Source organism: Marivirga sp. (assembly GCF_024636815.1).
Taxonomy (GTDB): domain Bacteria; phylum Bacteroidota; class Bacteroidia; order Cytophagales; family Cyclobacteriaceae; genus Marivirga.
The window spans coordinates 1-14,385 of record NZ_JAGXGF010000099.1; the positions used below are offsets into that span (position 1 = coordinate 1).

Below are 14,385 nucleotides of genomic sequence, written 5' to 3' on the forward strand. Positions count from 1 at the left end.
AGATTCCTTAAGAAGTCATCCACTCTTAGATATTTCAGAACAAGAAGTTGAAGTGGCAAATGCCACCATTAGAGAAAGGCGTTCACAGTTTCTTCCGAAATTGCAAGGGCAATACGGCAGGCAAGAAATTGGAGGGCAATCGGGCTTTTATACCTATCAGGTAGGAATTAAAATTCCTTTATTTTTTGGGCCAGAACTAGGTAGGTCTCAATCTGCCAAAATTCAAAAGGATATTGCCGAGCAGAATTATCGGCAAACCCAGTTAGAATTGAATAATCAATACAATCGTGTTCGAGAACAGTATTTTGAAATGGTATAACTCTTGGAAATATTATCGTGATGAAGCTTTGCCTTTAGCGACAGAGCAGCGGAAAGGTGCTATTGCAGCCTATCGAGAAGGAGCTATCGATTATGTTTCATTTCTACAAAATATAAGAGATGCTATAAGTATAGAAGTGGATTCATGGAATGCCTTTGGCAAATATTTAGATAGTCGCTATCAATTAGAATATTATTTAAAAACATCAGAATAAATCATAAAATCATCGGATTTAAAAAACATAAGAAATGAAAAATCAAATTATATATATTTTGGCACTGTTCCTTTTTGGGATATCAATTGCAGGATGTGATAGTAAATCAACCGAAAAGGAAAATAAGCTGAATGATAAATCAGAAGAAGAATCGGCACACAAAGAAGAAGGTATATCTTCGCTTCATCTTTCCAATCTTAAGTTTGAAAGCTTAGGGATAAAAGTCGATTCCTTGCCTACTCGCAGCCTATCTGGAATTGTAGAGGCCAATGGACAATTAGAAGTTCCACCACAGCATGAAGCTACGGTTACGGGCATATTGGGAGCAAATGTGACAAGCATAAAAGTAATTGAGGGAGATAAGGTAAAAAAAGGACAAGTATTGGCTTTTTTATCTCATCCTAATCTCACTAATCTTCAAAGTAATTATATCAAAGCTTATAGTCAGTTTCAGTATCTTGAAAAGGAAATGCAAAGACAAAAGCGTCTTTATGATGAAGAGGTAGGTTCAGGGAAAGATTATCAAGAAACATTAGCTAATTATCAATCCATGAACGGAGAAGTGAAAGGCTATGAAGCTCAATTGAAACAATTAAGTTTAAATATTGAAAAGATACAGGATGGTGAAATTTATCAGTATGTGCCCGTTGTCAGTCCTATAAACGGATTTATAGAAAAAGTCAAAGTGCAGATTGGGCAATATGTTGAGCCTCAAACCGAAATGTTCATAATAGTGAATACAGAACATGTTCATGCGGATTTGATGGTGTTTGAAAAAGATGTGCATAAAGTGGAAGTCGGTCAACAAATTAAATTCTCAGTAGCTTCTGCACCAGGAGCTGATCTGTCGGCTAAGATTTATTCTGTGGGTAAAAAGTTTGAGCAGAATCCGAAAGCGGTGCATGTTCATGCTGAAATTGACCAAAAAGAGAATTTCTTAATCCCTGGAATGTATATTACTGCCAGAATTGAAACCAGTAATACTGAGGTAATGGCATTACCTGAAGAGGCAATTATTGAAGAGGAAGGCAAGCCTTATATTTTCACTGCTAAGTCGCATCAAGAAGGAGGAAAAACCGAATGGACATTCGATGCTATTGAAGTCAGAACAGGCATTAGTGCTGATGGTTGGGTAGAGATTAAACTTCTCAAACCACTTCCAGAAGGAACGCTTGTCGCTTGGAGTGATGCCTATTATTTGATTTCAGAAATGAATAAAAGTAAGGCTTCTCATAGTCATTAAACATAGTTGGCAAAAGCAGTTGGCAAAAAACAAAGTTGGGAGTTGGCAATCAGCAATTTTTGCCAACTGCTTTTTCGCAGCTTTAAAAAAAAATGAGGTTCTACTGCAAATTTAATGAAGAAATAGATTTCTGATACAAATAAAAAGATGTATGAATAATAATAGGTCCATCTATTATCCAGCTATTGGCACCTTGAATGATCTTCTTTTTCTTATGTCTTAAAACAAAAGAAACAAAAATTCAAGCCTGCCTGCGCAGGCAGGGCTGTATTCATTTCTTAACGCTATTTTCAATATATAATTGGGAAACAAAAAAACTCCCTACGGTCAAACAGATTTTGTTTCTTATCCAATTATATATTCAAAATACCTAAAATGAATAAGGCCAATCCTAACGATAGATTACAGTATTACCACTAAATTTATGGTAGAACCAAAAATGAAATAGTTTTTTATTCAAATTCAAGCAAATAAATGAAATTAAAGCAGGTTTGCCAAAATGGAGAAATGGATAAAGTCACACAATTAATGTACGCAAATACACAATCAACTGCACCTTCCGATAACCTCATTTACGTATCAGAAATAGTGTTTTTTTTATAAAGGTGGAGGGGTGTGAAAAGCTTTGATATGCAATAGCATAAAACAAATTACCTTAAGATTTCTCAAAATCTAACATTATGGACACTCATTAAATTAATCAAGCTTCAAACCATGTACCGGATGATTATAATTGATACATGTAAAATCTTTCATAAAGGTAGGATCGTATAAACTTGAATAGAGTAACTCAGAATGAACTTAATCTTAATGTGAAAACAACATGCTATTAAATAAACGAATATCCATTTCCTATTTTCTCAAAATAATTAAGGTTGACGTCTTAATTATTGTCTTATTTTCTATTATAATAGGGTTTTTTGACCAGAACGGTTTTCTGGAAAATATTTCCGTACCGCTTGGAGTGACAGCCGTTTTTGGGACTGCTGTGGCCTTGTTGCTTGCATTTCGTACCAACCAGGCCTACGATAGGTGGTGGGAAGCCAGAATCATTTGGGGAGCAATTGTAAACGATTCCAGAACCCTGATAAGGCAGACGGTATGTATTTTTAATAAAGAGCACGAAAACTATGAATCAACGGTAAAGGAAATAAGCAATCGCCAGATTATTTGGTGCTATGCCCTTGGCGAGTCCCTTAGAAATCAGCCATTTTCGCAAAGGGTTCAAGAATATATTGATTCGAATGAAATTGAAGCATTTAATGTCCCCAATGCACTACTGGTAGCGCATTCTGAATCTATACAAAGAGCAAAAAAAAGTAATATGCTCAACGATTTTCAGGAGCTACAAATAGATAGTACTATAGCGCGGTTATGTGATTCGATGGGAAAATGTGAACGAATAAAAAACACTGTTTTTCCTAAAGCTTATAGTATCTTGGTTCATATTATTATCTATGTATTTGCTGCTATGCTTCCCTTCGGCTTATTTGACAAATATCTAGCGGTTCAGATAGGCCTTACAATTGTTATACCAGTAATCTTTATTGCTATCGAAAAAACCTCCATACTTATGCAAGATCCTTTTGAGAACGAGCCACTGGATACTCCTATGACTGATTTGGCTGAAACAATTGAAATAAATTTGAAACAAATGGTGGGAGATTCCAACACCCCACAAAAGAAAAAATCTGAGACGTATTATGTTTTGTGATGTACCAATTTAGGTAACTGAACATGGAAAAAACTTCAAATAAAAATACTCTTGCTCCCTCCACCATTTTGGGGGTTTCTATTGAAGTTACCGTATTAATTCATGGATACTCTATTTTAATGGTAGTGTTTAATGCTCTTAGATTACTAGCCTTTAAAAAGTAAATAAAATTGAAGAAATCTATTTTTATCTTAGCAAGATGGACTGCCCTTCAGAGGAGCAGATGATCCGCATGAAGTTGGAAAGTTTTGAGGAGGACAAAAACCTTTTCATTCGGATATAAAAGGTTTTCATTGCTAGGTGCTATTATTAATACAATAGTGCTGTAGGTAGGCACAATATTTTTTTTAACCAAAGTAATTTCTGGTCTTTTTAATCCAGAAGAAACAAATTTAGTAGTAAAAGGCATTTGCGAGAAATGTGCAAGTTGAAAATAGAAAGGATAGTCATTCAAGTAAGTAAAATAGAGATATTTCAAACTTTGATCATGTCTTTTAGCAGTTGGTGGGCAAGCTCCTAAAGTTACCTTATGAATATAGGATTAGTTTAAGTAAGACTTCACTAGTTCGGAATTCGCCTATTTCATTTGCTATTGCAGTCACCGCCTTTCCTATTCAACCTCTAAATTGCACTTGCTGTAGTTATTGGGCTTAGCTATAGTGATCCAAACTGGTTTTTTTTGAAAAGAAATTAAGCTAAATAATTCCATTAAAACATTTGTGTTTAGTAATTTTTGTTTAATCAGATATATTTTGTAATATTTAAAGAATAGCTTAATTATTCAGCTAAATACTATGTCTTAAATATTGATAGTATGATTAGGTCTGCCTTTGGAAAATGTTGTCTTACAGCTTTCTTTTTAATGATTGCTTCAGGTCTGGTTTATGCTCAATCCATAAATAATGAAAATATTCCTCTAAAGCGCCTGATGGCTACAGAGTGGTCTGCAAAATCCGCTGGATTAGTGGCTAATAATGTTACCAACGTTATGCAATCACATTCAGGCTATATATGGCTAACAACTTATAATGGAATTCAGAAATTTGATGGTTATAAGACTATAACTTTTGATCAAAAGGAATTATCTTTTTTAAGAAGTAGTGGTTTTCGAAATATTTATCATAGCCCCATTGATCATACACTTTATTTTTCTTCCCAAAGTAGTGGTTTAATACAGTATAATGAAGAATTTGGTTTCGAGCAATTAAAGCCAAAAATTGGTAAGATACCTGCCTCAGTTGAAGATGTGATTATTGATCAAAATGGAGATATGTGGATAGGTTCCGTAAATGAGGGCTTGTTTATATTGTCAGGGGATAGCATTTATAAATTTCAACATGAAATTTTAGAGACCAGTAATATTTTGGCTTTACATGAAACAGATGATAATGATTTAGTTGTCGGTACTGAAGGTAATGGTTTATTTTTAATAAAAGGTCATAAAGTAAAAGCTCACTACGATTTTGGAAGTGGCTTAAACAGTAATATTATTAATGTTATAGCTCAAGTGGGTGATTCTATTATCGCAGGTTCGCAATCAGGTATGAATTTCATTTATAATGATAAATTGAGGTCTATTGATTTTATGAAGGAGGAATCTGTTAATGCAATATTTCACGCTGGTCACTTCTTGTGGATAGGCTCGGATAATGGATTAGGAAGGATTAATTTAAAATCTGGTATTACTGAATTCATATCATCTTCAGGTTATATCGATATGACAAGGGTCAATGATATTATGTTGGACTCAGAAGGGAGTTATTGGTTAGCAACAGGTAGAAATGGACTGGTTCAACTTAAAGAAACAGGTATTATTAATTTTAATCGATTCGATGGTTTGGAAAATGATAATATTAACATAGTAACAGAAAGAAAGAATGGAGAAGGATTCTTTATAGGTTGTGATGATGGGAATATTTTCACCTTGAATTCTAATCAAATTAAGCCTTTAGAAATACAAAATACAATAAAGCCGACTGGGATAAGAGATGTTTATGAACAATCCAATGGAACTATTTGGATTGCGAGTTATAAAGGATTGATTAGGAAAAGAGGGTCTAATGAAAAATTATATGATCGGTCCGATGGCTTGCCTTCTCTCGATTTAAGAAGGATTTTGGAAGACAAAAAAGGAGATATCTGGGTGGCGAGTAGGTCGGGAGGGTTGATAAAAATTAAAAATGATAAAGTTGTAAAAATATATAATAGAGAAAATGGCTTAAAGGCCGATTTTATTCTAAGCTTAGAGGAGGATAAGGACGGGTCTTTATATTTAGGTACTCATAGCGGAGGAATTGCTGTTATTCACTCAGATGGAACGGTCAAAAACATTTCTTTGACTAATAATGACCAGGGGATTATAGTTTTTAATGTCCATATTGACAGGCCTGGAGCATTATGGGCTGTAACAACGGCTGGAATATTCTATATAAATGAAGAGAAAGTTCATAAGCTGGAATTTACCAGAAATTATACTGGCTTAAGCATGTTTGATTGGCTTCAGGATGATAATGGAGATATTTGGATTACCACAAATCAGGGTGTAATTAATATTAAGGAAGAAGAAATTAAGGCCTTTTTAAAGAAATCAGATCATAAAGTACACTCTCGCTTAATTTCTGAATCTGATGGAATGTATGATGATGAATGTACAGGTGCTGTAAGGTCTTTGAAATCAGAGGATGGAAGATTATTTATACCAACTTTAGGAGGTGTTAGCATTATTTCTCCTGGTCTAATGGAAGCAAATACTTCTCTTCCCGAAGTTTATGTGGAAAATTTAAAAACTCCTGATAGTACTTATAAAAATCAACCCAATATAATTTTAAATTCAAAAATAAATAGATTTAAATTTGATTATACCGCTTTAAGTTTTCTAGATCCGGATGCCACCAGATTTAAATATAAGCTGGAAGGATTCGATTCCGATTTTACAGAGGTTGCAGGAGTACGGTCCGCAGAATACACCAATTTACCTCCTGGAGAATATACCTTTTTACTTTTTGCTACTAATAACCATGGTTTATGGACTCAAGAGCCTGCAAAACTTCATTTTGTAGTGAAACCAGCATTTCATGAGACTTTCTGGTTTTATTTTTTATTGGGCGTATTAGCATTTTTTCTAGTCTATGCTATTTACAAATGGAGAGTAAGCGGTATTCAAAAAATGAATAAAAAATTAATTAAAGTAAATAGTGAGTTGGATGGTTTTGTCTATAGTGCTTCTCACGATTTGAGGTCTCCTTTAGCTTCCTTATTGGGCTTGATTAATTTATCTCGCAAAGACCCCCCGAACACTTTGGTCTATTTGGATAAGATGGAGAAAAGCGTAAAAAGATTAGATGACTTTATTGCTGAGATCATTGATTTTTCAAGTAATGAGCGCAAAGAAGTAGTTTGCGATGAAGTAGATTTTAAATTTACAGTTGAAAATATAATTGATGAATTATCTTTCTTAGATAGTGAGGGGGAGGTGAGGAAAGAAGTGAGTATTGTTCAAAAAGAACTTTTTATTAGCGACAAAAGAAGGATAGCCGTTATATTCAGGAATTTAATTTCAAACGCTTTAAAATATTATGATGGCTCAAAAGATGACCCTTATTTAAAAATAGAAGTTGAAAGCAATTCAAGTTTTGCACGGATTTTAATTGAAGATAATGGAATTGGTATTTCTAAAGACGAACAAGAAGAAGTCTTTAAAATGTTTTATAGAGCAACAGAAAGAAGTACCGGTTCAGGCTTAGGCTTGTATATAATATTAGAGACAGTTGAAAAGCTGCATGGTACCATTAAAATGGAATCAGAGAAATATGAAGGCACCAAATTCCTTATTGAAATTCCTTTCTGCAATAAATAGTTAAGAGTTTATTGAACTAGAATACAAAAAATTAAAGCCTATTTATATTTATAATCTTTTTTCATTACCTTTGCAGACTAATTAAAAGAAGGACGTGATCCTTCGTAATTGCTAAAAACAAAATACAAAATGGCAGTAAAAATCAGATTGGCCCGTAGAGGCCGAAAAAAACTGGCAATATACGATGTAGTCGTAGCAGATGCCCGTGCACCACGTGATGGTCGCTTTATTGAAAAAATTGGTACTTATAACCCAAATACGCCAGTTGCAGCTATTGAGCTTGACAACGATAAGGCATTTCAGTGGTTAATGAATGGTGCCCAGCCAACCGATACGGTTCGTGCAATGTTATCATACCGAGGCTTGCTTTTCAAAAAGCATTTGCAAATTGGTGTGATCAAAGGTGCAATGACTCAAGAGGATGCAGATAAAAAATTGGAAGCTTGGATGAAAGACAAAGAAGCTACAATTGAAGGCAAGGAGAAATCATTGGCTGACAAAGTAGCGGCTGAGAAGAAAGCTAGATTGGAAGCTGAGTCTAAAGTAAACGAAGCTAGAGCTGAAGCTATTAAAAAGCGTCAAGACGAAGCTGAGGCTGCTGCAAAAGCTGCAGAAGCTCCTGCTGAAGAAGAAGCTCCTGCTGAAGAAGAATCAAAAGAAGAGGCTCCTGCAGAGGAAGCATCTACTGAAGAAGCTCCAAAAGCTGAAGCTCCTGAGGAGAAATCAGAAGAAGAAAAGAAAGAAGATTAATATCTTTCAGCTATGAAGCTTGACCAATGCTTTCAATTAGGTATGGTATTAAAGCCTCATGGTTTAAAAGGAGAATTATATATTTCACTGGATACAGACTATCCGGAAGATTATCAAGAAATGGAATCAGTATTCCTGTTGCAAAACGGAAAGCTGGTTCCTTTTTTTATTGAGCATATCCAACTTAAGAATAAGGAAGCTTTAGTAAAGTTTGAAGATGTTGAAGATAAAGATGCCGCTTTATCATTAAGAGGCTCTACTCTGCATTTACCTTTAACAGACTTGCCCGAACTAACTGGAAGTCAGTTTTATTTCCATGAAATTAATGGTTTCCAAATTGAAGATATAGAAAAAGGGAAGTTAGGAATAGTGAAAGAAGTATTTGAGGCAGGATATCAAGATTTAATCGGTATGGAATATAAAGGCAAGGAAGTGCTTATTCCTATCAATGATGATGTGATTTTGAATGTGGATAGAGAAAATGCCTTAATAAAAGTAAACCTACCGGACGGATTGTTGGAATTGTATTTGGAAGAGGAGGGAGAAGAAGATGAGGATTGATATCATCACTTGTTTACCTAAGCTTTTAGAAGGCCCGTTTTCTGATAGTATATTAAAACGTGCACAGGAAAAAGGCTTAGTTGAAATTTATGTTCATGATCTTAGAACTTATTCTACCCATAAGCAGAGAAGCATAGATGATTATGCCTATGGGGGAGGAGCCGGGATGGTCTTGCAAATAGAACCCATTGCGGCTGCTATAGATGATTTAAAATCACAACGATCTTACGATGAAGTGATTTACATGAGTCCGGATGGAGAGCAGTTTACGCAAGCTTTAGCAAATCAACTCGCGCTAAGAGGGAATTTATTAATCCTTTGCGGGCATTATAAAGGGGTAGATGAAAGAGTTCGCCAGCATTATATCACTAAAGAAATCAGCATAGGGGATTATGTTATTTCTGGGGGGGAATTAGCTGCGGCAGTAGTATCCGATGCTATAGTCAGGTTATTGCCGGGGGTGTTGTCTGATGAAACATCGGCCTTAACAGATTCATATCAGGATGGATTATTAGCGCCACCAGTTTATAGTCGGCCAGCAGAATTTAAAGGCTTAAAAGTTCCTGAGATATTATTATCCGGTCATGCAGCCAATATAGAAAAGTGGAGATTTGAGCAGGCAGTGAAAAGAACAGAGGAGCGAAGACCAGATTTATTGAAAAAAGATTAAAAAAATATTGTTTAGGGATGCAAAGATTAAAATTATCCTTATATTTGCACTCCGTTTTTCGGACATAGTACCGAAACCATTATAGGAAAAAAGAAAGAGCCATGAGCGATTTGATCAAAGAAATTGAAAAAGAATATCACGAAGCAGTAAGTAAATTTCCTGATTTTAAGGCAGGTGATACTGTGAACGTACACGTGAAAATTAAAGAAGGAAATAAAGAGCGTATTCAGCTATACCAAGGTGCTGTAATCCAAAAAAGGGGTTCTGGTAACTCTGTAACTTTTACTGTAAGAAAAGTTTCAAGTGGAATTGCTGTTGAAAGAATTTTTCCTTTAATCTCTCCTGCTATCGATAAAATCGAAGTAGTGAGAAAAGGTTCTGTAAGAAGAGCTAAATTATACTACTTAAGAGGTAGAAAAGGTAAATCTGCAAGGATTAAAGAAAAAATCTAATACGATAGATTTAAAAACATTCTAGGCGATTATGGAAACATAATCGCCTTTTTTTTTCGGTGAATGTTAGATTTAACTCGATAAAATGAATAAATTCTTAGATTTATTCTATTTTTACATTCAATGTTTACTAAGTTTTATCAATATATCAGGGCTTTTAGTTTAGACGTGGTGGCAGGTGCTGTCATCAGCGCCAGATGGATTGGTAATTATTTTAATGCAGATATTCCCTCTTCTGCCATCATAGCACTTGGTTTAACTGTTTGGCTTATTTATACAATTGACCATTTATTGGATGCTCGGAAAATAAAATCTCAAGATGCCTTATTTCGCCATATCATCCATTACAAAAATGCTCCCTATATTTTCGGGTTGATAGCCGTAGTTTCTATGGTTTTGATTTTTATACTTCAAAATCTAAAACCTTATCTTATTGGATATGGCTTGGCTTTGGGTTTTGCCGTATTTTGCTATTTAGTTTTTATTCATTTTATCAAAAAGAAAGTCTACTGGGGTAAGGAATGGTTTATTGCACTGGTATATGCAACTGGGATTTGTTTGCCAACCTTTGCATATATAGAGAGTATCCCTATGATTTTGATTTACTTTTGGATGCAGTTATTTATCCTGGCTAGCATTAATCTCATTTTGTTCAATATGATCGAATATAAAGTGGATAAAAAGCTAGGGTTTAATTCTTTTGCCACCGTAAAAGGAGTTGATTTTTCCAGAAAAGTCATTCTGTTTTTACTATTCTCTTTTGTGGTTATATGGTCTTCTTCTTTTTTGGTTTTTAAGGCAGAAGAGCTTCTTGATTATCAAGCAATTTTTGTTTTGATGGCCTCTGTTTTGGCAATGGTACTTAGTAAAGAAGTAGTCTTAAGGCAGGAAGAATGGTACCGCGTAATAGGGGATATAGTTTTTGTGTTGCCACTGATTGAAATTATATTTATAGATGGCTAATTTTAATCGAATAGCCTCATCCTATGATTTTTTGAAAAAAATTATTTTCGGAGAGCAAATCGAAAAAGCAACAAATCACTTTTTAAACCAAATGCCATCAAATAGTAAGATTCTAATTGTAGGTGGAGGAACTGGTAAAATATTGGGGAATTTTGATTCATCACAGGTGATTAAATATTTAGAGCTTTCAAAAGCCATGATTAATAGGGCTAATGAAGTAAAATCAAATGCCACAATAGAATTCATTCAATCCGATATTTTAGAATGGACAAGTAATGAGAAATATGATTTTGTCATCACTCCCTTTTTTCTGGATTGTTTTAATGAAGATCAACTGAACTCAATTTTCTTAAAACTTAAAAATGTATTGAATAAAAAAGGAAAATGGATTCAAACAGATTTTTATCCTAAAAACAAAGCTCAAGTTTTAATGATTAAAATTATGTATGCTTTTTTTATTCTTTCAACTAATTTAAAAACGAAGGAATTGGCCAATTTTGATTTGTTTTTTGAAAAGCACCAATTTCTCTTGTTGAGAAAAGCCCTTTTTTACCATTCTATGGTAGAAAGTAAAATTTATCAAAACATTGGTTGACCATCTCTTTCGATTTCGGATTTATCATCTTAATTTTACCCAATTTATTTAGCCCAGAAACAGAAATAAAAAGCTCATGCCTAAAGACAATAGCATTAAGTCAGTACTCATCATCGGTTCAGGTCCAATCATTATTGGTCAAGCTTGTGAATTTGATTATTCAGGTTCTCAAGGCGCTCGTTCTCTCAGAGAGGAAGGAATTGAAGTGACACTTATTAATTCCAACCCTGCTACCATTATGACGGATGAGGTAACAGCTGATAATATTTATCTAAAACCATTAACTAAAAAATCTATCATAGAGATTTTAGAAAAGCATGATATAGATGCTGTATTACCTACTTTGGGAGGCCAAACGGCATTGAACCTAGCCATTGAATGCGATAAAGCAGGGGTTTGGAAGAAATATAATGTCAGAATGCTAGGTGTTGATGTTGCTGCGATCGATACTACGGAAAACAGAGAGTTATTCCGCTTGAAAATGATGGAATTAGGAGTTGGCGTCTGTGATGGTGAAACAGCAACTTCCTTTTTGCAAGGAAAGGAAATTGCTCAAAAAATAGGTTTCCCATTAGTAATACGCTCTTCCTTTACTTTAGGGGGTTTAGGAGGCTCTATTGTAAAAGATCCTGCTGAGTTTGACAATGCATTGAAGGATGGTTTACATTCTTCTCCAATTCATGAAGTACTTATTGAGCAAAGTATTTTAGGATGGAAAGAATACGAATTAGAAATTCTTAGAGACAATATCGGAAATGTAATCGTGATCTGTTCTGTAGAGAACTTTGATCCAATGGGTGTTCATACTGGCGATTCCATTACAGTAGCTCCGGCTCAGACCTTACCTGATACAGTTTATCAGGAAATGAGGAATTTGGCCATTAGAATGATAAAGGGCATAGGTAATTTTGCTGGTGGATGTAATGTGCAATTTGCTGTTAACCCTGAAAATGATGATATTATAGGGATTGAGATTAACCCAAGGGTATCTCGTTCTTCTGCTTTAGCTTCTAAAGCAACAGGTTATCCAATCGCAAAAATTGCAGCCAAATTGGCAATTGGATACAATTTACATGAACTTAAAAATCAAATTACTAAAACCACTTCCGCGTATTTTGAACCTTCCTTAGATTATGTAATCGTAAAAATCCCTCGTTGGAATTTCGATAAATTCCCAGGATCTGACAGAAGATTAGGATTCTCTATGAAATCAGTAGGGGAAGCAATGGGGATTGGAAGGAACTTCCAAGAAGCCCTCCAAAAAGCTTGTCAATCATTAGAAATAAAAAGAAATGGATTGGGAGCTGATGGAAAAGAGCTGAGAAAGCAAGACGAATTATTGTACAGCTTAGAAAATCCAAGCTGGAATAGATTATTCCATATATATGATGCCTTCAAATTAGGTATACCTTTCAAAACCATTCAAAAGCTTACTAAAATAGATAAATGGTTCTTAGAGCAAATAGAAGAACTATTGGTGTTAGAGAAAGAGGTAGAGAAATTTACAATTGATTCTATTCCAAAGGAATTGATGATGGAAGTGAAGCAAAAAGGCTATGCTGATAGGCAAATTGCACACTTAGTGAGATGCCTTGAAAGCGAGGTTTATAAAAAACGCCATGAAATGGGTATCAAGCGAGTTTATAAACTGGTTGATACCTGCGCTGCGGAATTTGAAGCTCACACACCTTATTACTATTCTACTTTCCAAGAAGAGAATGAATCGGTTGAAAGTGGCAAAAAGAAAGTAATCATATTAGGCTCGGGACCAAACCGAATCGGTCAGGGAATTGAATTTGATTATTCCTGTGTGCATGGAGTTTTGGCTGCAAAAGAATGCGGTTATGAAACCATCATGATTAATTGTAACCCTGAAACGGTTTCTACTGATTTTGATACAGCCGATAAATTATATTTTGAACCTGTTTTCTGGGAACATATTTATGATATCATTCTACATGAAAAACCAGAAGGTGTTATTGTTCAGTTGGGTGGTCAAACTGCTTTAAAGTTGGCAGAGAAATTAAACCGTTATGGAATAAAAATTATTGGTACATCTTATGAAGCATTAGATTTAGCTGAAGACAGAGGGTCATTCTCTAAATTGTTGGCAGATAATGATATTCCTTATCCGAAATTTACGGTAGTGGAAGATGCCGATAATGCCTTGGAGATGTCTAAAGATATTGGTTTCCCAATGTTAGTTAGACCTTCTTACGTATTAGGTGGCCAAGGAATGAAAATCGTGATTAACGAAAGAGAATTGGAAGAACATGTAGTAGATGTGCTGCGTGATATTCCTGGCAACAAAGTATTATTGGATCACTTCTTAGATGGAGCTATTGAAGCAGAAGCTGATGCCATTTGTGATGGTGAGGATGTTTATATTATTGGTGTGATGCAGCATGTCGAGCCAGCGGGTATTCACTCTGGAGATTCATATGCGGTCTTACCTCCTTACAATCTGGGTGATTTCGTGTTGACACAAATTGAAACTTATACCAAAAAAATTGCCTTAGCTTTAGAAACTAAAGGCTTGATCAATATCCAGTTTGCCATTAAAAATGATATAGTGTACATCATTGAAGCGAATCCTAGAGCTTCCAGAACGGTACCATTTATTTGCAAGGCTTATCAGGAGCCATATGTAAATTATGCAACCAAGGTGATGTTGGGTGAAAAGAAAGTGAAGGACTTCAACTTTAATCCAACTAGAAAAGGATACGCGATTAAAGAGCCAGTATTCTCTTTCAATAAATTCCCGAATGTAAATAAGGAATTAGGTCCAGAGATGAAATCGACAGGAGAATCCATCTATTTTATTGATGATTTGATGGATGATTATTTCCTTAAAATCGTTTCAGAACGAAACCTTTATTTGAGTAGATAGTAAAACTAAATAGAGCCTATTAACCTGAGTTCGATTCTAATTTAGGATTCAGAACGCCTGTAAATAGTGAGTTTCAACTAAAAATTCCTTACAATAGCGGGCTATTGTAAGGAATTTTTAGGAAGAAAATCGCTGTTTAGAGGTGGGATAGGAAAAGC

12 protein-coding genes are annotated in these 14,385 nt (G+C 34.8%); all 12 read left to right on the forward strand.

Translation table 11 applies throughout. The annotated features are described in order from the left end of the window. A partial coding sequence (locus Q0L29_RS07455) for a TolC family protein (RefSeq protein WP_296620430.1) occupies positions 1-319 on the forward strand: 319 nt, incomplete at its 5' end. After that, entirely contained in the window at positions 306-533 is a 228-nt protein-coding gene (locus Q0L29_RS07460; protein ID WP_296620431.1) for a hypothetical protein, read from the forward strand. The genes Q0L29_RS07455 and Q0L29_RS07460, both read left to right, overlap by 14 nt. A gap of 34 nt (positions 534-567) precedes the next feature. Further along, positions 568-1,776 carry an efflux RND transporter periplasmic adaptor subunit gene (locus tag Q0L29_RS07465; RefSeq protein WP_296620435.1) on the forward strand — a complete coding sequence of 403 codons (1,209 nt, stop codon included), beginning with the start codon at positions 568-570 and terminating at the stop codon, positions 1,774-1,776. 823 nt (positions 1,777-2,599) lie between these two features. Beyond that, entirely contained in the window at positions 2,600-3,490 is an 891-nt protein-coding gene (locus tag Q0L29_RS07470) for a bestrophin family protein (protein ID WP_296620436.1), read from the forward strand. 814 nt (positions 3,491-4,304) lie between these two features. Next, positions 4,305-7,346, forward strand: coding sequence for a sensor histidine kinase (locus tag Q0L29_RS07475; RefSeq protein ID WP_296620437.1), 3,042 nt, complete (start codon positions 4,305-4,307; stop codon positions 7,344-7,346). A 129-nt stretch (positions 7,347-7,475) separates the two neighbouring features. Then, entirely contained in the window at positions 7,476-8,096 is a 621-nt protein-coding gene (locus tag Q0L29_RS07480) for a 30S ribosomal protein S16 (protein WP_296620438.1), read from the forward strand. Positions 8,097-8,108: 12 nt separating this feature from the next. Then, a complete protein-coding gene (gene rimM / locus Q0L29_RS07485; protein WP_296620440.1) occupies positions 8,109-8,657 on the forward strand; it encodes a ribosome maturation factor RimM in 549 nt (182 codons plus the stop codon). Next, positions 8,647-9,327, forward strand: a complete 681-nt coding sequence (gene trmD / locus Q0L29_RS07490) for a tRNA (guanosine(37)-N1)-methyltransferase TrmD (RefSeq protein ID WP_296620442.1) — start codon at positions 8,647-8,649, stop codon at positions 9,325-9,327. Before rimM ends, trmD begins: the two co-directional genes overlap by 11 nt. Positions 9,328-9,428: 101 nt before the next feature. Continuing rightward, positions 9,429-9,779 carry a 50S ribosomal protein L19 gene (rplS, locus tag Q0L29_RS07495; RefSeq protein WP_296620444.1) on the forward strand — a complete coding sequence of 117 codons (351 nt, stop codon included), beginning with the start codon at positions 9,429-9,431 and terminating at the stop codon, positions 9,777-9,779. 123 nt (positions 9,780-9,902) lie between these two features. After that, positions 9,903-10,742, forward strand: a complete 840-nt coding sequence (locus tag Q0L29_RS07500) for a UbiA family prenyltransferase (RefSeq protein ID WP_296620446.1) — start codon at positions 9,903-9,905, stop codon at positions 10,740-10,742. Next, positions 10,735-11,337 (forward strand): class I SAM-dependent methyltransferase, encoded by a 603-nt coding sequence (locus Q0L29_RS07505; RefSeq protein ID WP_296620448.1) that lies wholly within the window; start codon positions 10,735-10,737, stop codon positions 11,335-11,337. Before Q0L29_RS07500 ends, Q0L29_RS07505 begins: the two co-directional genes overlap by 8 nt. A gap of 76 nt (positions 11,338-11,413) precedes the next feature. Then, complete coding sequence (carB, locus tag Q0L29_RS07510) at positions 11,414-14,227, forward strand: carbamoyl-phosphate synthase large subunit (protein WP_296620450.1); 2,814 nt, start codon at positions 11,414-11,416, stop codon at positions 14,225-14,227. The last annotated feature ends 158 nt before the right edge of the window (positions 14,228-14,385 follow it).

Coding starts and splice junctions, on each gene's coding strand:
- Q0L29_RS07465 (WP_296620435.1), top strand. CDS start 568: ATGAAAAATCAAATTATATATATTTTGGCACTGTTCCTTTTTGGGATA.
- Q0L29_RS07470 (WP_296620436.1), top strand. CDS start 2,600: ATGCTATTAAATAAACGAATATCCATTTCCTATTTTCTCAAAATAATT.
- Q0L29_RS07475 (WP_296620437.1), top strand. CDS start 4,305: ATGATTAGGTCTGCCTTTGGAAAATGTTGTCTTACAGCTTTCTTTTTA.
- Q0L29_RS07480 (WP_296620438.1), top strand. CDS start 7,476: ATGGCAGTAAAAATCAGATTGGCCCGTAGAGGCCGAAAAAAACTGGCA.
- rimM (WP_296620440.1), top strand. CDS start 8,109: ATGAAGCTTGACCAATGCTTTCAATTAGGTATGGTATTAAAGCCTCAT.
- trmD (WP_296620442.1), top strand. CDS start 8,647: ATGAGGATTGATATCATCACTTGTTTACCTAAGCTTTTAGAAGGCCCG.
- rplS (WP_296620444.1), top strand. CDS start 9,429: ATGAGCGATTTGATCAAAGAAATTGAAAAAGAATATCACGAAGCAGTA.
- Q0L29_RS07500 (WP_296620446.1), top strand. CDS start 9,903: ATGTTTACTAAGTTTTATCAATATATCAGGGCTTTTAGTTTAGACGTG.
- Q0L29_RS07505 (WP_296620448.1), top strand. CDS start 10,735: ATGGCTAATTTTAATCGAATAGCCTCATCCTATGATTTTTTGAAAAAA.
- carB (WP_296620450.1), top strand. CDS start 11,414: ATGCCTAAAGACAATAGCATTAAGTCAGTACTCATCATCGGTTCAGGT.